The 19,055-nt window shown below is 65.6% G+C and carries 15 protein-coding genes; 1 reads left to right on the top strand and 14 read right to left on the bottom strand.

Annotation, left to right across the window (positions count from 1 at the left end; translation table 11 throughout):
* Positions 1-11: 11 nt before the first annotated feature.
* The 14 genes from HU770_RS25365 to HU770_RS25300 form a co-directional block, all read right to left on the bottom strand.
* Positions 12-1,424, bottom strand: coding sequence for an aminotransferase (locus HU770_RS25365; protein ID WP_186666195.1), 1,413 nt, complete (start codon positions 1,422-1,424; stop codon positions 12-14).
* Between the two features lie 34 nt (positions 1,425-1,458).
* On the bottom strand, positions 1,459-2,562 hold the full coding sequence (locus HU770_RS25360; protein ID WP_033698767.1) for a polyamine ABC transporter substrate-binding protein: 1,104 nt from the start codon (positions 2,560-2,562) through the stop codon (positions 1,459-1,461).
* Positions 2,563-2,794: 232 nt separating this feature from the next.
* Entirely contained in the window at positions 2,795-3,496 is a 702-nt protein-coding gene (locus HU770_RS25355) for an NAD(P)H-dependent oxidoreductase (protein WP_186666193.1), read from the bottom strand.
* A 67-nt stretch (positions 3,497-3,563) separates the two neighbouring features.
* Positions 3,564-4,754 carry a pyridoxal phosphate-dependent aminotransferase gene (locus tag HU770_RS25350; protein ID WP_186659916.1) on the bottom strand — a complete coding sequence of 397 codons (1,191 nt, stop codon included), beginning with the start codon at positions 4,752-4,754 and terminating at the stop codon, positions 3,564-3,566.
* 23 nt (positions 4,755-4,777) lie between these two features.
* The gene (gene alr / locus HU770_RS25345) at positions 4,778-6,007 is read right to left on the bottom strand and encodes an alanine racemase (RefSeq protein WP_186666190.1); all 1,230 of its coding nucleotides are present in this window, start codon (positions 6,005-6,007) and stop codon (positions 4,778-4,780) included.
* A 34-nt stretch (positions 6,008-6,041) separates the two neighbouring features.
* Complete coding sequence (locus tag HU770_RS25340) at positions 6,042-7,649, bottom strand: 5-guanidino-2-oxopentanoate decarboxylase (RefSeq protein ID WP_186666188.1); 1,608 nt, start codon at positions 7,647-7,649, stop codon at positions 6,042-6,044.
* Positions 7,642-9,759 (bottom strand): acetate--CoA ligase family protein, encoded by a 2,118-nt coding sequence (locus HU770_RS25335; protein ID WP_186666186.1) that lies wholly within the window; start codon positions 9,757-9,759, stop codon positions 7,642-7,644. Before HU770_RS25335 ends, HU770_RS25340 begins: the two co-directional genes overlap by 8 nt.
* An 18-nt stretch (positions 9,760-9,777) precedes the next feature.
* The gene (locus tag HU770_RS25330; RefSeq protein ID WP_186659908.1) at positions 9,778-10,938 is read right to left on the bottom strand and encodes an acyl-CoA dehydrogenase family protein; all 1,161 of its coding nucleotides are present in this window, start codon (positions 10,936-10,938) and stop codon (positions 9,778-9,780) included.
* A gap of 27 nt (positions 10,939-10,965) precedes the next feature.
* On the bottom strand, positions 10,966-11,760 hold the full coding sequence (locus HU770_RS25325; protein WP_033698775.1) for an enoyl-CoA hydratase/isomerase family protein: 795 nt from the start codon (positions 11,758-11,760) through the stop codon (positions 10,966-10,968).
* 222 nt (positions 11,761-11,982) lie between these two features.
* Entirely contained in the window at positions 11,983-13,386 is a 1,404-nt protein-coding gene (locus HU770_RS25320) for an amino acid permease (protein WP_047580965.1), read from the bottom strand.
* A 220-nt stretch (positions 13,387-13,606) separates the two neighbouring features.
* Positions 13,607-15,865, bottom strand: a complete 2,259-nt coding sequence (locus tag HU770_RS25315) for an ATP-binding protein (protein WP_186666184.1) — start codon at positions 15,863-15,865, stop codon at positions 13,607-13,609.
* Positions 15,862-16,644: a transporter substrate-binding domain-containing protein gene (locus tag HU770_RS25310; protein WP_186659903.1), complete on the bottom strand. Its 783-nt coding sequence runs from the start codon at positions 16,642-16,644 to the stop codon at positions 15,862-15,864. Before HU770_RS25310 ends, HU770_RS25315 begins: the two co-directional genes overlap by 4 nt.
* On the bottom strand, positions 16,641-17,357 hold the full coding sequence (locus tag HU770_RS25305; RefSeq protein ID WP_186666182.1) for a response regulator: 717 nt from the start codon (positions 17,355-17,357) through the stop codon (positions 16,641-16,643). Before HU770_RS25305 ends, HU770_RS25310 begins: the two co-directional genes overlap by 4 nt.
* A 74-nt stretch (positions 17,358-17,431) precedes the next feature.
* Positions 17,432-18,076, bottom strand: a complete 645-nt coding sequence (locus HU770_RS25300) for a TetR family transcriptional regulator C-terminal domain-containing protein (RefSeq protein ID WP_033698782.1) — start codon at positions 18,074-18,076, stop codon at positions 17,432-17,434.
* A 130-nt stretch (positions 18,077-18,206) separates the two neighbouring features.
* On the opposite strand from HU770_RS25300, the gene HU770_RS25295 reads away from it, so the two are divergent.
* Positions 18,207-18,953, top strand: coding sequence for an enoyl-CoA hydratase (locus HU770_RS25295; RefSeq protein ID WP_186666180.1), 747 nt, complete (start codon positions 18,207-18,209; stop codon positions 18,951-18,953).
* The last annotated feature ends 102 nt before the right edge of the window (positions 18,954-19,055 follow it).

Below are 19,055 nucleotides of genomic sequence, written 5' to 3'. Positions count from 1 at the left end.
TTGCGCCAGGCTCATCGGCCTTGGTACAGCCCTTGCGCGGTGAGCTCACGCGCCGTTTCGATGATGCACTGGCGCAAGGTTTCGACGATTTCATCCACTTGCGCGTGCGTGATGATCAACGGCGGCGACATCACGTTCAGGTGCATGATCGGCCGAACCAGCAACCCCCTGGCCTGGGCTTTGCTATGGATACGCTCTCCGATGTTGACCGCGTCGGGGAACAACGCCTTGCTGGTTTTATCGGCAACGAACTCGACACAGGCCATCAACTTCATGCAGCGCACATCCCCGACCAAGGGCAGGTCGCGCAGGGTGTGCAGCCGTTGTTCCAGGTAGCTGCCAACATCCTTGACGTGCGCCAGCAACTGCTCGCGCTCGATGATCTCGATGTTCTTCAGGGCCGCTGTGCAGCACACCGGGTGCCCGCTGTAGGTGAAGCCGTGGGTGAAGCAGCGGCCCTTGCCTGGCTCGGCGATCACCTGCCAGATCCGCTCCGAGAAGATGCACGCACCCAGCGGCAGGTAGGCCGAGGTCAGGCCTTTGGCGGTGGTGATGATATCCGGGGTTACCCCGAACAGCTCCTCGCTAGCGAAGAAGGTGCCCAGGCGACCGAACGAGGTCACCACTTCGTCGGCGACGAACAGAATGTCGTAGGTCTGACACACCTGCCACATGCGCTCGAAGTAGCCCTTGGGCGGGATGATCACCCCGCCCGAACCCATGATCGGCTCGGCAAAGAACGCGGCTACGTTGTCGGCGCCCAGGGAAAGGATCTTGTCTTCGAACTCGGCCACCAGAAAGTCGAGGAACTCGACCTCGTCCATGTCGTCCGGCGCACGGTACACGTTGGGGTTGGAAACGTGGTGGATCAGTTCATGGGCGTAGTCGAACTCGGGCACGCGGTCGGCCGCCTTGTTGCCGATCGCCATGGTCAGCGTGGTGGAGCCGTGATAGGCGTTGTAACGGGCGATCACGTGCTTTTTGTGCGGCTTGCCACGGCAGTTCTGGTAGTACTGGATCAGCCGGTAGGCAGTGTCGACGGCAGTGGAGCCACCGGTGGTGAGGAACACGTGATCGAGGTCGCCCGGCGCCAGTTGCGCAAGCTTCTGGCACAGCGCGATGGCGACGTCGTTGGCCATGTCGGAAAACGGATTGGAGTAGGCCAGCTTGCGTACCTGGTCGGCGATGGCCAGGGCCATCTCTTCGCGGCCCAGGCCGATATTGGTGCACCACATGCCGCCGACCGCATCGAGGAAACGGTTGCCGTGGGTATCGCGAATGTAGGCGCCTTCACCTTCGACGATATTCAGCGCGCCCTGTTCGCGGTGCTCGTCGAACACATGGTAGCCGTGCATGTAGTGGGCCTTGTCGGCGTCCACCAGTGGGTCGTGGGCGATGGCGAATGCTTTGCTTGGGGTGGCCATGGGCAGCTCCTTGGCGGGAATCGGTTGGCAGTGTTCAGAAACCGGTCTTGACCGTGCTCCAGACCCGGGTGATGGCGCGCATGTCCTTGGGGCTCTGGGTCTTCTGCGCGAACAGGCGTTCGCGGGTCTTGGCATCGGGGTAGATCGCCGGGTCCTGGCGGATGTCGGCCTGTACCAACGCCGTGGCAGCGGCATTGCTGTTGGCGTAGTGGATGTAGTCGGTGACCTTGGCCATGGTTTGCGGCTGCAGCAAAAACTCGATGAAGCGGTGCGCGTTGGCCGCGTGCGGCGCGTCCTTGGGGATGTACAGGTTGTCGAACCAGATCAGCGAGCCTTCCTGGGGGATGAAGAACGACAGCTTGATGGCCTTCTTCGCTTCTACCGCACGGGCCTGGGCAGTGGCGTAGTCACCTGACCAGGTCAGTGCCAGGCAGACATCGCCATTGGGCAGGCTGGTGAGGTAGTTGACCGAATCGAACTTGCGGATGTACGGGCGAATGCCCATCAGCAGTTGCTCGGCAGCCTTGAGGTCGGCCGGCGCTGCGCTGCGTGGGTCCTTGCCCAGGTACTGCAGGGCCAGCGGGATCACCTCGGTCGGCGCGTCCATCAAGGTGACGCCGCAGTCGGCGAAGCGCGAGACGATCTTGGGGTCGAACAGCATGGCCAGCGAGCCGATCGGTGCATCGGGCATGCGTGCGGTGATCTTGTCGACGTTGTAGGTGATGCCTGAACTGCCCCAGGTGTAGGGTGCCGAGTATTTCAGCCCCGGGTCGTACCCTTGCAGGTTGCTGACCACCTGCTCATCCAGGTTGTGCCAGCTGGGCAGTTGCTGCTTGTCCAACGCCTGGAACACGCCAGCCTGGATCAAGGGGGGGACCAGGGAAGCGTTGAGCATCACCAGGTCATAGCCGGAGCGGCCGGTCAGCAGTTTGGTCTGGACGGTCTCGTAGCCATCGAAGGTGTCGTAGACGACCTTGATGCCGGTGGCCTTCTCGAAGTCGGCCAGGGTGGTCTCGCCGATGTAGTCGGTCCAGTTGTACAGCCTTAGCGTGTTCGCGCTGCCCTCCTCCACTGCCAGTGCCTGCGTGGCGGCCGACGCCAGCAGCAGACCGCCAATCACCTTCAGTGCCTTGCGCATAGCAACTCCATCGTGTGACTGCTCCGGATCGAGCCGATGGGTTCACTATCGGGGGATTTGCTTGAGGGCAACATACCCCGAATGTGTGGGTGGCCGTTTGTAGGAGCGGCCTTGCGTCGCGAAAGGGCTGCGTAGCGGCCCCTCGATTTCAGCGTCACCGCACATATCCGGGGGCCGCTGCGCAGCCCTTTCGCGACGCAAGGCCGCTCCTACACACACATACACAACTGCGTTACCTCAGCGGATACAACGCCTCATCGAACTGCGCCAAGCGCGGGAATACCAGCGGCTGGTCGTCTGCCAACTGCTCCAGACGCTGCTGGTATTGCTGCAAAAACCCCTGGCGGGCCTCGGCGCTGATGTACGGCACGTGCCAGGCCACGAACGGTGGCAGCACCTCGAACCCGACATAGGCCAGCGTCCCCCGCAGAATCGGCCGCAACATGTCCTCGAGCGGCCCGTGAATCGCCCCTTCGCCAAACATGTGCTCACGCCCGCCCAGGGTCACCGTCACCAGCGCCTTCTTGCCAGCCAGCCCGCCCTGATCGTAGAAGCGCTTGCCGCCATAGCACACGCCCGACACCAGCACCCGGTCGATCCAGCCCTTGAGCATGGCCGGCGCCGAGAACCAGAAGATCGGGAAGTTCAGCACCAGCAGGTCCGCCCATAACAGCTTGTCCAGCTCTAGCTGGATATCCGCAGCGATAGCGCCGCTCTTGACCCCTAGGCGCTGCTCCAGGGCATAGACCAGGTACTCGGGGTTCTCGCGCTCGGCAAAATCATCAGCACTGGCTACCGGGTTCCAGCCCATGGCGTACAGGTCGCTGACCTGCACCGGGTGGCCCTGGTCGCGAAAGGTGGCCACGGCCTGGTCACGCAGGGCTGCGGTGAAGGATTGTGGCTCGGGGTGAGCGTGGACGATCAGTACATTCACAACGTTTCTCCTCACACAAAACGGGATGCGTCAGCGACGGCGCAACACTCGATACAGCCGCGCCTACTCACGCAGGGGCCTGCTGTTGCATCAGTGCCTGGGCACAACGGGCAATGCGCCGGCAGGCATCGACCAGCGCCTCGGGGCCCACCACCAGCCCCAGGCGAATGTGCCCGGCGGCGCTGGGGCCAAAGGCCTCGCCGGCCAGCACCGACACACCTTCGCGGTCCAGCAGGCGGTCGGCAAAGGCCTGCGCGCTGAGGCCGGTTGCGCGAATATCGACCATCACGAACATGCCGCCATCGGGTTTCAGGGCCTTGACGCCCGGGCAACCCGCCAAGTGTTCGCACACCAGGTCGCGCCGCTGGCGATAGGCGTCGCGCATGGCCTCCAGTGCTGGCATCGGCTGGGTCAAGGCCACCACGGCGGCGTCCTGGATAAAGTCCGGCGAGCCATACAGCATGCACAGGGCCAGGTTTTCCAGGTGCGTGGCCAGCTCAGGCGAGCTCACTACCCAGCCCACCCGCCAGCCCGTCATGGCGTGGGATTTCGACAAGCTGTTGAGGGTCGCGGTGCGCTCGGCCATGCCCGGCAGGCTGCCAGGGCTGACATGCTCGCCGTCGTACAGCAGCTCGCTGTACACCTCGTCAGAGATCAGCCACAGGTCGTGGGCGATGCACAGCGCTGCCAGTGCCTCCCAGGTCGCGCGCGGCAAGCTTGCACCCGAGGGGTTGTGCGGGCTGTTCAGGGCCAGGGCGCGGGTACGCGGGGTGATGCGCGCCGCGACGTCCTGCGGGCACACCCGAAAACCGTTCTCCGGCTTGACCGGCACCGGTACCACTTTGGCGCCGCAGGCACCGAACACCGCCTCGTAGGTGACGTACATGGGCTCGGCGACAATCACCTCGTCGCCGGGGTCGAGCACGCACTGGGCCACGCAGAACAACGCACACTGCGCACCCGCCAGCACCGTGACCTGCTCGGCACTGACGGCCTGGCCGCTGCGTTGCCGGTGGCGATCGGCGATGGCCTGGCGCAGGGCGAGCTTGCCGCGCACATCGGCGTAATGGGTATGGCCTGCTCGCAGGCTGTCGATGGCAGCCTCGACGATGGGGGCCGGGGTGTCGAAGTCCGGGTCCCCCACCGACAGCAGCAGGATGTCCTTGCCCTCGGCCTGCAGCGCCAGGGCGCGGTAGTGGATGTCCCAGGCGGCGGCGCCGTCGCCGGCGATACGTTGAGTCAGCTTGGCGTATTGCATGGCAGTCTCCTTTCAGTACGGGGTCAGTCGACGAGAATCTTCGGGTTTGAGCTGCCCCACACGGTGTACAGGTCAGCCAGCAATGCACCGTTGATATCTTCCATTTCGCCCTGGGTGATCTCACCCCCGGCCTGCTTGCCGAACAGCACCACCTCGTTGCCGTTCTTGACGTCGGGGAAGTCGGTGACATCGACCATCAAGGTGTTCATCGACACCTTGCCCACCACCGGCACGCGGTGGCCGTTGATCAGCACATGGCCCTTGTTGGTGAATACCCGGCGGTAGCCGTCAGAGTAGCCGACGGTGATATTGGCCAGGCGCGCGTCACGCGCCAAGGTGAAGGTGCGGTCATAGCCGACAGTGTTGCCGGCCGGGTAGCTGTGCACGGCGGCCACCCGCGACTTGAACTGCATGGCGCGCTGGTACTCGGTGCGGGTCGGCACGGTGTCGCCGAACAGCGCACCGCCGGTGCGGACCATGTCCAGGCGCGCCTCGGGCACCTCCAGGGTGGCGAAGGAGTTGGCCGCGTGCAGGGTCAGCTGGCTGCGGTCGAGCTTGGCATGCTTGATCAGCCAGTCGGCCTGCTGGTTGAACGCTGCCAGGCCCTTGCGTACATCGTCCTTGTCTTCCACAGCGAAGTGGGTCATCAACGCCACCAGCTTCAGGTGCTTCTGGTCGGTGATCTGCAGCGCTTCACCGCGCCCGCTCCAACTGGCCATCTCTACCCCGTTGCGGCTCATGCCGCGGGAATTGAGCGCCAGGTGAATACGCAAGGTCTTGCCATGGCGCTCGGCGATGGCGTCGGCCTGGCGGGCGAATTCGGCGCTGCCGACCAGTTCTTCCATGTCGTATTGCAAGGCATCTTCCAGCTCGCTCAGGCTGGCCAGGCGCACCCGCACCAGTTGCCCGGTAAAGCCGCTGGCCCTCACCACGCGGGCTTCCTCGTTGCTGGCCACCGCCACGCAGGGCACGCCAAGGGCAATGACCGAGGGCATCACCAGGCCGATGCCGTGGCCGTAGGCATCGGCCTTGAGCACGGCGCACAGCTTGGACTTGCCACCCAGCTCCGCTTGCAGGGTGCGGATGTTGTGTTTCAGGGCGCTTGCGCTGACCTCGACCCAGGCATTGCTGTTTTGCACGGTCAGGGCGTTGCTGCCGTTGTCCATCGACAGCGGTGGTGCGGCATACAGCGGGGCCTGGCCGGTGATCAGCAGGGCCAGGGAAGCAGCCAGAAGCGTGCGGCGAAATGACATTGGGGTTTCTCTTGTCATGGGTAATGCGCCGCTGTCAGCAGACGCAGGTATGTTTGAGTTCGATAAAGGTCACGCCTGTCGTGGCGAAGCCGCAGGCCAGGTCTGCCTGCAAGGCATCCAGGTCGCGCGGCTGGCGCACTGCGCAGCCAAAAGCGCGGGCCAGGCCGATAAAGTCGGGGTTGCGCGGCAGCACGCCAACCGGCTCGATGTCCAGGCCAAGCATGTCGTCACGGATCTGCCCGAGGGCATCGTTGTTCCACAGCAGCACCACCAGCGGCCGGTCCAGTTCCTCGACGGCGGTGGCCAGCTCCTGGGCGGTATAGAGGAAACCGCCGTCGCCGACCAGCACCAGGCCGGGGCGGTGGTCAGTGGCGAACATGCCGCCGATACCTGCCGGCAGGCCGTAGCCGAGGGTGCCGTAACCGGTGGGGTGCAGCCAGCTGCGCGGCGCCCGGCTGGCAAAGGCGTAGTTGCCGGTGTAGGCCAGTTGGGTCATGTCGCTACTGATGAAGGCGTCATCCGGCAGCACCGCTTCGATGCGATCGAGGATGGCCTGGTGAATGGCCTGCAACGGCGCATGCCCGTCACGGATGGCCTGGCGCAGGGCGGCCACCGTTGCGATAGCCTGACGAGGGTCGCGATCGCCCTCGGGCAAGGACGCCAGCAAGCCGTCGAGGGTCTGCCGCGCATCACCGTGCAGGGCCACGGCGCAAGGGTAGAAGTCGTTGAACTTGCGTGGGTCGATGTCCACCCGCAGCAACTCGCCATTGACCGGCAGGCGCTCGCGCCAGAAGTCGGTGTCGGCCATTTCGGTGCCCACCGCCAGCACCACATCGGCTTCGCTGATCAGTTGCCAGCCTGGCGCCACGCACAGGCTCGAACCGGCATTGAGCGGCGCCTCGGGAGGCAGCAGGCCCTTGCCGGCGACGCTGGTGAACAGCGGCGCGGCCAGGCGCGTGCTCAGTTGCTGAAGTTGTTCGGCAGCGTGCAACGCGCCGCCGCCAGCGATGATCATTGGCCGTTTGGCTGCGGCCAGCTTCAGCGCGGCCTGGCCCAGCGTGGCCTGGTCGGGCTGGCCCCGCCCTGACCGACGCACCACCTCGTCGCTCCAGTCGCGGGCAACGGGCGCGGCCAGCACGTCCAGCGGCACCGAGATGTGCACCGGGCGCGGGCGTTCGCTATCGAATACCGCCCAGGCACGGGCAATCAGCTCGGGCAGGTCTTCGGCGCCCAGCGCCACGGCGGAAAACGCCGTGATCGGCGCAGTCATGGCGCGCTGGTCCTGGGTTTCATGCAGGCAGCCCCAGCCTTTGCCCAGGCTGGCCGTGTGGTTGACGCTGGAAATCACCAGCAGCGGGATCGAGTCGGCATAGGCCTGGCCAATGGCGGTGGCGGCATTGGTCACGCCTGGGCCGGTGATGACAAAGCACACCCCCGGCCTGCCACTGACCCGGGCATAACCATCTGCCATGAAGCCGGCGCCCTGCTCATGCCGGGTCAGCACATGGCGGATGCCACTGCCGGGCAAGCCGCGGTACAGCTCCAGGGTATGCACCCCAGGGATACCAAACACGGTATCCACCCCGTAGTTGGCCAGCAGCCGTACCAGCGCCTGGCCGGCAGTTATCGGGCGCTCATGCATGTTGATCTCCTTGCGGCTGGCCGAGGCGGATCAGCGCATCGACCGCGGTGGTGCCGTGGGCACCGACCATCAATGGGTTCACATCCAGTTCCAGCAATTGCCCGGCGTTTTCACAGGCGTAGTCGGCCACGGCGCGGATCGCCGCCACCAGTGCCTCCAGGTCGGCCGCCGGGCGGCCACGGAAACCTTGCAACAGGCTGGCGCTGCGCAGGCCCAGCAGCGCGGTACGGATGGCGCTGTCGGTGGTCGGCAGCATCAGGCTGACGCTGTCCTTGAGCAACTCCACCAGCACGCCGCCAGCGCCGATTACCAAGGCCAGGGCGAAATCGTTTTCACGCTTGATACCGACGATCAGCTCGGCCAACGGCGGCGGCGCCATGGGTTCGAGCAATATCTGGTCGAACGGCACGCCTGGCGCATAGGCGCCGATGCGCTCGCGCATCTGCACCAGGGCGGCCTGTAGCGCCGCTGCATCACGCAGGTTCAGCGCCACCGCACCGGCTTCGGTCTTGTGCGGCAACTGCGCACTGACAGCCTTGAGCACCAGTGGGTAGCCCACCCCGGCAGCATCGTCCAGCGCGCGTTCAGGGGTACTCAGCACCCCGGCCGGCACCGGCAGACCAAAGGCGCTCAGGGCTTGTTTGGACTGCCATTCATCCAGCAGTCGGCCAGCGCCTTCGAGGGGCTGTGGGCTCAGCGGTACCTGCGCCGCCTCGCCCTGCTCCAGCAGGCGCTGGCGGCTGCGTTGATACGCCACAATCCGCCCCCACGCCGCCAAGCCATCTTCAACCCCTTGCAGCGCGGCGATGCCGCGCGCATGCAGGCGTTCACGGGCGGCTGCCGGCAACAGCTCGGGAAACGCCGAGGTGACGAAGCCGATCTTGCCGTGGCGCTCCAGCGCATCGCAGTACAGCGCCAGCAACAGGTCGCATTCCTTGCGCTCGCCGGTGAACTGCGCCGGGTAGTCGAGCACCAGCATGGCCGCATCCGCCGCGCCGCATAGGGTGCTGTCGAGCATGCGTTGCAGGGCCGCTTCATCGCCCCAGATCGCGGTGGTGAAATCCAGCGGGTTGACCAGGTTGGCGTAGGCCGGCAGCACGTGGGCCAGCGCGTCGACCTGCCCCTGCTCCAGGCTGGGCAGGCTCAGCTGGTTGCGCTCGGCGTAGTCGGCGATCAAACCGGCGTCACCGCCCGAACAGGCCAGCGCGAGCAGCCGGCCATCGCCAGGCAGGCGGCCACAAGCGGCGGCCTTGAGCGTCTCGACGAAGCTCACCGGGCCACTCACGCGAATCACGCCCAGGCGCTGGAACAGGCTGTCATACAGGGCATCGGAGCCAGACAGCGAGCTGGTGTGGCTGAGCGCCAGTTCCGCACCGATCTGCGACACGCCGGTCTTCAGGGCAATGATCGGCGTGCCCTGCTGCAGCGCCTTGTACGCGGCGCGGGCAAAGCCGGGCACGTTTTTCAGGCCCTCGAGGTGCAAGCCGATGGCGGTCACCCGTGGGTCGTCGAGCAGCACGTCCATCAGCTCGGCCACGCCCAACTGCGCCTGGTTGCCGACCGACGCCATGTAAGCCACCGGCAACGAACGGTCGCTCATGGACAGGTTGTAGGCGAAGTTGCCGCTTTGGGTGAGGATCGCCACGCCCTTCTCTACCTGCTTGCCACCATGGGCCACCGGCCACAGGGCGGCACCGTGCAGGTAGTCGAGCAGGCCATAGCAGTTGGGGCCGAGCAAGGCCATGTTGCCGGCCGCCGCCAGCAAGCGCTGCTGCAGCAGGCGACCTTGCTCGCCGCTCTCGGCAAAGCCCGAGGCATAGCAGATGGCACCCCCGGCACCGAGGGCGGCCAGCGCCTCGACGCAGTGCAGGGTCAGCTCACGGTTGGTGGCGATGAACACCGCGTCAGGCGCGCAGGGCAAGTCCGCCACCTGCGCCAAACAGGGGATGCCCTCGAGGCTGGCGTGCTGCGGGTTGACCAGCCACAGTGGGCCGGCAAAGCCACCTTCGGCACAGCGCTTGAGGGCCCGGGCCATGCTGCGCCCGCCCACGAAGGCCAGGTGCCGTGGCGCCAGCAGGCGCTTGAGGTTGTCACGAATCGAATGCGACATGCTGATTCTCCAGGGCGATCAACGCAGCAACGGGCGCAGCAGTTCGCGGGCAATGATGTGCCGCTGGATTTCCGAGGTACCCTCCCAGATCCGCTCGATGCGGGCGTTGCGCCAGATGCGTTCGACCGGCCCTTCGTCCATCAGGCCCATGCCGCCAAAAATCTGCACGGCTTCGTCGGCGACCTTGCCCAGCACTTCGCTGGCGAACAGTTTGGCCATGCCCGCTTCGCCATCGGTCATGCTGCCTTGGTCCATCTTCCAGGCGGTGTGCAGGGTGAGCAGTTCGGCGGCGCGGATCTGCGTGGCCATGTCGGCCAGCTTGAACGACACGCCCTGATAGCTGCCGATGGGTTGGCCAAACTGCTTGCGGTCGGCAGCCCACTGCAGGGAGGCGTCGAGTGCGCGCTGGGCTTGGCCGACGCAGTTGGCAGCGACCATCACGCGGCCGGCGGTAAGCCACGCGTTGGCCACTTCCCAGCCCTTGCCGACTTCGCCCAGCACCTTGCTGGCCGGTACCCGGCAGTCGTCGAAAAACAGCTCGTACGTGTGATAACCCCGGTTGCTTACGCACTTGGGCCCGCGGCGGATGGTCATGCCGGGGGTATCCCGGTCGACCAGCAAGGCGGTGACCGCATTGCGTTTGCGCCCGTTGTGCTCGTAGGTGTCGGTGACCGCGAAGACGATGGCGAAGTCGGCATGGCCGGCGTGGCTGATGAAGTGCTTGCTGCCGTTGATCACGTAGTCGTCGCCCTGGCGTACGGCGCGGGTCTTGATGGCGTTGGCGTCAGAGCCGGCGCCGGGTTCGGTCAGGGCGAAGCAATCGGTCTTTTCACCCTGCACGCACGGCAGCAGGTAATCGGTGATCTGTTGGTCCTTGCAGGCCATGAGAATTTTCGAGGGGCGCGCAACGAACACGTGCAGTGCCCAGGAAACCTTGGACAACTCGCGCTCGATCAGTGCCTGTGACAGGTAGTCGAGGCCACCGCCGCCGACTTCCTCGGGCATGTTGAAGGCGTAGAACCCGGCGGCGATGGCCTTGCCGCGGATCTGCGCGGCAAGCTCCGGCGACACGGCGTCGGCGCGGTCCACCGCCTCTTCATGGGGCAGCAGTTCCTTGGCCACGAAGCTGCGTACCGCTTCCACCAACATTTCTTGTTCTTGGGTCAGTTGGAAATTCATCTGCGAAGGTCCTGGAAGGGGAACGGGTTATTGGCCAACGAAGTGTGGCGGGCGGCGTTGCACCGAGGCCTTGAGCGCCTCGGCGCCGTCCTGGCTACGCCCGCACAGCAAGCCGGCCTGGCGCTCGGCCTCGAGCTGCTCGGCCAGGGTGCGTTGCGCGCCCTCGCGGATCAGCCGCTTGGTCTGCGCGTAGGCGAAGGTCGGGCCGTTGGCCAGGCGGCCGGCCAGTTCGGCAGCCACTGCAGGCAACTGCTCGTCGGCGCAGACCTCGCTCACCAGCCCCGCCGCCAACGCGCGGTCGGCGCCCCACAGTTCATCGAGGAACAACAGCCGTTTGGCTTGCTCGCTGCCGATCAGCCGCGGCAGGTGCCAGCTGGCGCCGGCGTCGGGGCTGTAGGCCATGCTGGTGTAACCGGCCTTGAAACGGGCCGAGGCGGCGGCGATGCGCAGGTCGCAGCACAGGCTCAGGTCCATGCCGCCGCCGACGGCGGTGCCATTGATGGCGGCGAGGGTGGGTTTGTCGAGGGTGTGCAGGCGCAGCATCAGGGCATGGGCGGTCTCGGTCCAGCCGTAGCTTTCCAGCGCGCCCCGGGCTTCGGCTTCGGCCCACTCGGCAAGGTCGGCACCAGCGCAGAAGCTGCGCCCGCTGCCGGTCAGCACCACCACGCGTACAGCCGGGTCGCTGTTGCAGGTGTCCAGCAGGGCATGCAGTTGCTTGAGGGTGGGGATGTCCAGCGCGTTGCGCTGTTCGGGGCGGTTGAGGGTGATCCAGGCAACGCCGGCTTCGACCTTGCTCAACAGTGACGATGACGGGGTAGTCATGGGGGGCCTCTCGGTATTGTTGTTAGGGGTGGAGGGCTTGACGAGCCGATACTAAACGAGTGTTCAACAAGGTGGAGTGGGTTGTTACAACTTTGCACAACTCGGGTTTTTGCGGTGAGCTGTGAGATAGCGGGGGGCTGCTTTGCAGCCCTTTCGCGACGCGAGGCCGCTCCTACAGACGACCGTGTTCTGTTGGAGGAGCGGCCCAGGAAGACCCAAGCCCTACCCCACACTCGGCGCCAAGGCCCCCTGGCGCCGACGGTTCACCACGAAATACGCCGCATAGCACAGGGCAATGAAGCCAAAGCCCCAATACAACGACGGCCGCTGGGTCTCATCCATGGCCAGGAACACGAACAGCGAGCAGCACAGGGTGATGCACAGCAGCGGCACCAGCGGATACAGCGGCGCCTTGTACTTGAGGTCCTGCAGCTGCCCACCATCGCGCAGAAACGCCTTGCGGAACCGGTACTGCGCCAGGGCGATGACGATCCAGGTCACCGTGCCAGACATGCCACTCACCGCCATCAGCACCATGAACAAGGTGTCGGCGGCGATGAAGCTGGTCATCAGCGACACCAGGGCAAAGCACAGGGTGATGCTCAGGGCACGCAGCGGCACACCGCGTTTGCTCAACGGCGACAGGCTTCTGGGCGCCATGCCCGTCTTCGACATCGCCCAGAGAATGCGTGTGGAGGCATACAGCCCGGAGTTGCCCACCGACAGGATGGCGGTGAGGATGACGAAGTTCATCAGGTCGGCCGCATAAGGAATGCCGACCATGTCGAACACCTGCACGAACGGGCTTTCCATCAAGCCGGCCTGCTCGTAGGGCACGATGGCTGACAGCACGGCAATCGCCAGCACGTAGAAGATCAGCACGCGGAACACCACGTTGCGCACGGCGCGGGGGATGCTCTTTTCCGGGTGCTCGGTCTCGCCGGCCGCCACGCCCATGATTTCGCAGCCCTGGAAGGCATACACCACGGTCATCATCACCGCGAACACCGCCGACAGCCCGTGGGGGAACACCGACTCGCCCATCAGGTTGTTCAGCATCGGCGCCGGCGCCCCGCTGTTCAGCGGGATGGCGCCAAAGATCACCAGCAGGCCGATCACGATGAAGCCGAGGATGGTCGCCACCTTGATCCCCGAGAACCAGTACTCCGCCTCGCCAAAGGCCCGCGTGGCCAAGGCATTGAGGCCGAACAGCACGACCACGAACAACGCCGACCAGTACCAGATCGGCACCTCGGGGAACCAGCGGGTCATCAACATGCCTGCAGCGGTGAACTCCAGGCCCACGGTGGTGGCCCAGCTCATCCAGTACACCCAGCCGATCATGAAGCCGGTGGCCGGGCCGATGAACTTGGTGGCGTGAGCCTGGAACGAACCGGAGACCGGCATCTGCACCGACAGCTCGCCCAGGCAGACCATCACCAGGTACATCAACAGCCCCGCCACCAGGTAGGCCAGGATCGCGCCCATCGGCCCGCCCTGGTTGATGGTCACGCCCGAGCCCATGAACAGACCGGTGCCGATCACACCGCCCAGCGACAGCATGAAGATGTGCCGGCTTTTCAGCGCGCGGGTGAGCTGGATCTTGCCTTCGTGGGTGTCAGTCATGGCGCACCCCACCGTTGCAGGGGGTGCGTGGCAACGCGGGCGCGCCGCGTACAAGCGTTGGTTCGAGGAGGGGCTGAGCGCTACGGCATGTCATTATTGTTATCTCCAATAAGCCTCATGGACCGCGTGCAACACGGTTGCCATCGATTATTGGAAACGGATGTAAGGTGCCGTTGTACGAACCGCTCGAAGATGTAAAAAGTCGTAAGTTTTTTGTATGTCAGCGCTGGGTCAGCTGTTGCAGGGTCGTGCGGGCGTGTTCCAGCTGGGCTGTCAGCGGCTCGCCGAGCGCCAGCAGCGCCTGCACGTCGTGACGCTGCGCTGCCGCCTCAAGGCGGCGCAACAGCGCCGCCAGGCCGGCAAAACCCAGGGAATCGCAACTGCCCGCCAGGCGGTGCGCAAGGTGCGACACCTCTGTGCAGTCCATGGCCTGCAGGGCATCGGCCAACGCGGTCGCGTGTTGTTCGAGCGACTGGCGCAACACCGCCAGCAGGTCCTGAAGCTTCTGCTCACCGAGCAAGCTGCGGTGGGTTTGCAGCAGCGACCAGTCCATGCCCAAGCCATCGGCAGGCGCAGCCACCTCGGCAGGCGCCGCCTCGGCCAAGGCCTGGCGCAGCTGGCCCAGCCGCAGCGGCTTGGCCAGTACCCCCTGCATGCCGGCGGCCAGGTAACCGGGCACCTGCGCTGGCTGCACCCCGGCGGTCAGCGCCAGGATGCGGCTGTCACGGTTTGGCCCTGGGGTAGCGCGGATACGCCGGCACAACGCCACACCGTTCATGCCGGGCAAGTGCACGTCCAGCAGGATCAGGCCGAACCGCTGCTGGGCACAGGCTTGCAGGGCTTGCTCGGCGTCCTCGGCAAAGCACACCCGGTGGCCATCGCGGGCCAGCAAGCCGCCCACCACCTCGCGGTTCAGCGCCACGTCCTCGACCACCAGGATATCCAGGCTGGCCGAGGCCACGTGAGCGTGCTCACGGGCGACGGCAGGCTGCCCACGCGCCATGTCGAGCTCGAACCAGAAGCAACTGCCCTGCCCTGGCACGCTGTCCAGGCCTATGCACCCGCCCAGCTTTTCCACCAGGTGCTTGCAGATCGCCAGGCCCAGGCCGGTGCCCCCGTAACGCCGGGCCACGGCTTCGCTGGCCTGGATAAAGCGGTCGAAGATCTTCGCCTGCATGGCCGGTTCGATGCCGATGCCATTGTCACTGACCGACACCCGCAGCCGCTGCCCGCGTTCATCGCTGGCCAGCACCTGCACCCTCAGCGTGACCTGGCCGTGCTCGGTGAACTTGATGGCGTTGGCCAGCAGGTTGCTCAGCACCTGGCGCAAGTACTGCTCGGCGCCGTGCTGGTGCTCGGCCAACTGCCCGTCGATCGCCACGTGCAGCGTATCGCCACGCTCCAGGGCCATGGGTTCGAGCAATGCCAGCACCTCCCCGCACAGCTGGCGCAGCGAGAAAGCCAGCGTTTCGGCGTGGCTTTCACCCTCTTCCAGGCGGGCAAAGCAAAGCACCTCGTCAAGAATGGCCAGCAGCCCTTCGCCGGCCTTGTACAAGGCTTCCAGGCGTTGCCGGTGGGTAGCGTCGAGCCTGGCGCCACGCAGCAGTTCGGCCATGCCCAGAATGCCGTTGAGCGGCGTGCGCAACTCATGGCTCATGGTCGCCAGAAAGCGCGACTTGGCCAGGTTGGCGGCTTCAGCCTCGTCCTTGGCCCGGGCCAGGCTCGCCGTGCGCCGCTCGACCATGGCCTGCAGCTCATCGCGCTTGCCCTGCAGCGCCAGGCGGTCGAGCTCGCGGCGCTCGATGTCGCTGAGGATGGCTCGGCGCATATCGTCCAGCGCATGGGCCACGGTGTCGATTTCGTCCGGGCGCGCCGAGCGGCGCCGGTCCAGGCGCAGCGGCTGCTGCCAATGCCCGGCACCGATGCGCCGGGCAAATTCGGCCATCACTTGCAAATGGCGCGTCACTAGGCGGTAGAACAACCCCGACAGCGCGACGGCCAGGCCACACAGGAAAACGCCCATCCACAGCAGGCTGGCCAGGCCTGTGGCATACAGCCGCCGGTGCACCGCGCCCAGGTCGATGCTGACCTCCAGTTCGCCAAGGTGCCGCGCCGGCCCCGAGGGCGGCTGGTAATCCAGGGGGAAGCGCTCGATGCGCAGGGGCCCCTTGGGCTCGGCATCACCGCGCAACAGGGTGAAGTCATCGCTGACCAGGCGTACCCGGGCCACATCGGAAAAGTCCACCAGGCCACGCAACTGCACATCCAGTTGCGCTTCGTCGAGGTCCCACAGGCTGCGCTCGAGGCTTGCCAGGTAACCGGCACGGATCAACGCCATGCGCGCTTCAATATCACGCATCTCACGGCGGTATTCGAAGTACAACTGCACGGAGCTGGCCAGCACGGTGAAGCACAGGCTGAACAGCAGGATGAACAACAGCAGGCGCCGCAGCAGACCATCGGTGCGCAGGCGGATCATCGCGCGTCCGCCGGCAGGTCGATCATGTCGCGGTAGGTCACTTCGCTCTGCTCCAGCCAACGGTCGATCTCGCCGGCCTCGCGCATGCGCTGCAGTTGACGGTCGATCTCGTCCATGTGCTGGCTCAACGGTGATTGCCGCGACACCGCAACGCGCAGGTAGTCCACGCTCAGGGCGGCGGGCAAGGCGCGGATGTCTTCGGCGCCGGGCAGGTGCTCGATGAACAGCTCCCCGGTGCGCCGCTCCTGAATCACGAAGTCGATGCGCCCACGGATCAGCTTGCCGAAGTTCTGCTGGCTGGACGAGACCCGCTCGATGTTCTGGTGACGGGCGACGAAACGGTCGAATTCGGCGCCATAGCTTTCACCGTAGAGCAACCCGCCACGGTACCGGGCCAGGTCTTCCAGGTGCTCGAACTGCACGGGTCGATGGCGGTTGTAAAACACCGCCACTTCCTCACGGATCACCGGCACCGAAGAAAACCGCATGCCCTGGTCACGTTGGTCGCTGTCGTAGGCCAGCACCACATCCACCCGCCCGGCGGCAACGTCCATCAGGCAACGCTTCCAGTTGCCCAGCACCACGGTCTGCACGTCTCGGCCCATCCGCGCGAACAGCTCACGGACCACCGTTGGCGCCAGGCCGCGCACCTGGTGGCCATCGCTCCAGGAAATCGGCGGGTATACCGGGTAGTCGCAGTAGCGCACCGGCTCGGCCGCTGCGGCCTGCACGCCTGGCAGCAGCAAGGCCAGGGCGAGCAGGCTGCCAAGGGTGTTCACGCCGCCACGCTGGCAGTGAACAGGTAACCGGTGCCATGGATGGTGATGATCAACTGCGGCTCGGCCGGGTCGTCGTGCAGCTTGCGGCGCAGGCGGCCGACCAGCACGTCGATGGAACGGTCGTTGGGCATCCACTCACGGTTGCGAATCTGGTCCATCAGCTGGTCGCGGCTCAAGGTATGGCCACTGTTGCGCAGAAACACGCTGAGCAACTGGAACTCGCCGTGGGTCAGCAAGGTTTGCCCGCCACGGGGGTCGATCAGGCGCCGGCGGTCAGTGTCCAGCGCCCAGTCGGCAAACTGCTTCAGCGATTGTGCGCAGGCGGGGGTTGGGTGCACCTCGCGGGCATGGCGCACGCGGCGAATCAGGTTTTTGGCGCGCGACACCAGCTCACGGGGGTTGAGCGGTTTCATGATGTAGTCGTCGGCGCCGCACTCCAGGCCGACGATGCGGTCGATGTCGTCGTTGCGCCCGGTGATGAGGATGATGCCGACCTCCGAGCGCACCCGCAGCTCGCGGGTCAGGGTCAGGCCGTCCTTGCCGGGCAAGCGGATGTCCAGCAGCACCAGGTCGACGTCGCGGCTGCCAAGCAGCGCCTCGGCCTTTTCGGCGGTGTCGGCACAGTGCACGTCGTAGCCTTCCTGGGACAGATAGGCCTGCAGCAAGTCACGAATAAGCGGATCGTCATCGACGATCAATACCCGAGGCGTCATTGCGTGTCGTCTCTTTTTTTATTGGTTTGGTCTACACACTCGCGACAGCAGCGTACTCGTTACTGAACGGGCGATCAACAGCCCTCGGGCAGGCGGAAGCGTTGCCGCCCACCGGCCTGCAGGCCATCGACCCAGGCCTCGCAGATCTGCACACCCTGGGCCGGGGTGAAGGTGCCGGGGTTCAGGCCCGATTCGAGCCACAGGCCATCGAGCAAGGCGCTCAGGCTGATCGCCGCCAGGTCGGCGTCAAAGCCCTGCCAGCCCTCTTCCACGGCCAGCGTGGCAAGCAGCCGGCTCAGCTCGTTGCGGTATTCGCCATACGAGTGTTCATGCACCTGGTTGATCGCCTCGGCGGTCTTGACGGCGCCCCAGAACGCTAGCCAGGCATCGAGCAGCTGCGGGTCGAGCAGTTCGGCGCAGAACGAGGCGCGGAAGAACGCCGACAGCCGCTCGCGGGCCGTGGGCGCGGCCTGGGCCATGGCTTCGCGCAACAGGCCCATGACCCGCCCGGTGACCGCCATGTAGGCTTCGGCCACCAGTTCGTCCTTGCCGGCGTAATGGTGGCTGATCAGCCCCACCGACACCCCGGCCTCGGCGGAAATCTTGCGGATCGAGGCCCCCTGGAAACCATGGCGTTTGAGGCAGACCAAGGTCGCTTCGACCAGGTTGGCCTTGCGCAATTGCGGCAGCATGCGGTGGTAGCGGGCTTCCTGGCTCATCGGCGGTTCTCGGGCGGTTGACGGGGCTGAACGACTGTACAACAAGCCGAACGCCATGATAAACCCTGATGGCCACTGCCCGGCGGTTACCCTGTTGCCGGGCTCACCCACAACAACAAAAGCGGCTGCCATGAACGACCTGATCACACGCGAACTGGACCAGGGCCTGCTGACCCTGACCTTCAACCGCCCCGACAAGCTCAATGCCCTGAACATCGCCATGTACCGCCAGTTTGGCGACCTGCTGCTGGCGGCGGGTGAAGACCCGCAGGTGGAGGCGATCCTCATCACCGGCGGCGCGCACTGCTTCAGCGCCGGCAACGACCTGCGCGATTTCCTCGACAACCCGCCCTGCGACAGGGACAGCCCGGTGTTCCGCCTGATGCGCATTGTCATGGGCCTGGAAAAGCCGCTGATCGCTGCGGTCAGTGGCGCGGCGATCGGCATCGGTGCCACCCTGCTGCTGCATTGCGACCAGGTACTGGTCAGCCGTTCGGTGAAGCTGCGCATGCCGTTTGCGCCGCTGGGAGTATGCCCGGAGTTTGGTTCCAGCCTGTTGCTGCCGCGTATGCTCGGGCATGCCCGCGCCGCCCGCTTGCTGATGGCCAACGAGCTGCTCGATGGCGAGCAGGCGGTAGCCTGGGGGTTGGCCAATGAGCTGCATGACGATGGCGAGCAGTGCCTGGGGGCTGCACGGCAACTGGCGCGGCGCCTGCAGGGTTATCCGCAGGAAGCGTTGCGGGTCAGCAAGCGCCTGCTCAAGGATGGGCTGCGCGAGGCGCTGGAGGCGACTGTGGAGCGGGAGAGCCAGTTGTTTATCGAGTGCTTGCGCACGCCGGCGGCCAGGGCGGCGTTGCGGGAGTTGCTCAGGGATTGAGGATCGGGCGCTGGTCTTGAAGTGCATGGCCTGATTTTTCTGGCGCCTGTGAGATCGAGCGCCGCCCGCGCGGCGCTTCGCGGCGCAAGGCCGCTCCCACAT

It is taken from the genome of Pseudomonas sp. SWRI68, assembly GCF_014269165.1.
GTDB classification, from domain to species: Bacteria; Pseudomonadota; Gammaproteobacteria; order Pseudomonadales; family Pseudomonadaceae; genus Aquipseudomonas; species Aquipseudomonas capeferrum.
This window is presented reverse-complemented; position numbering and strand designations above follow the sequence as displayed.

Coding starts and splice junctions, on each gene's coding strand:
- HU770_RS25365 (WP_186666195.1), bottom strand. CDS start 1,424: ATGGCCACCCCAAGCAAAGCATTCGCCATCGCCCACGACCCACTGGTG.
- HU770_RS25360 (WP_033698767.1), bottom strand. CDS start 2,562: ATGCGCAAGGCACTGAAGGTGATTGGCGGTCTGCTGCTGGCGTCGGCC.
- HU770_RS25350 (WP_186659916.1), bottom strand. CDS start 4,754: ATGCAATACGCCAAGCTGACTCAACGTATCGCCGGCGACGGCGCCGCC.
- alr (WP_186666190.1), bottom strand. CDS start 6,007: ATGTCATTTCGCCGCACGCTTCTGGCTGCTTCCCTGGCCCTGCTGATC.
- HU770_RS25340 (WP_186666188.1), bottom strand. CDS start 7,649: ATGCATGAGCGCCCGATAACTGCCGGCCAGGCGCTGGTACGGCTGCTG.
- HU770_RS25335 (WP_186666186.1), bottom strand. CDS start 9,759: ATGTCGCATTCGATTCGTGACAACCTCAAGCGCCTGCTGGCGCCACGG.
- HU770_RS25330 (WP_186659908.1), bottom strand. CDS start 10,938: ATGAATTTCCAACTGACCCAAGAACAAGAAATGTTGGTGGAAGCGGTA.
- HU770_RS25325 (WP_033698775.1), bottom strand. CDS start 11,760: ATGACTACCCCGTCATCGTCACTGTTGAGCAAGGTCGAAGCCGGCGTT.
- HU770_RS25320 (WP_047580965.1), bottom strand. CDS start 13,386: ATGACTGACACCCACGAAGGCAAGATCCAGCTCACCCGCGCGCTGAAA.
- HU770_RS25315 (WP_186666184.1), bottom strand. CDS start 15,865: ATGATCCGCCTGCGCACCGATGGTCTGCTGCGGCGCCTGCTGTTGTTC.
- HU770_RS25305 (WP_186666182.1), bottom strand. CDS start 17,357: ATGACGCCTCGGGTATTGATCGTCGATGACGATCCGCTTATTCGTGAC.
- HU770_RS25300 (WP_033698782.1), bottom strand. CDS start 18,076: ATGAGCCAGGAAGCCCGCTACCACCGCATGCTGCCGCAATTGCGCAAG.
- HU770_RS25295 (WP_186666180.1), top strand. CDS start 18,207: ATGAACGACCTGATCACACGCGAACTGGACCAGGGCCTGCTGACCCTG.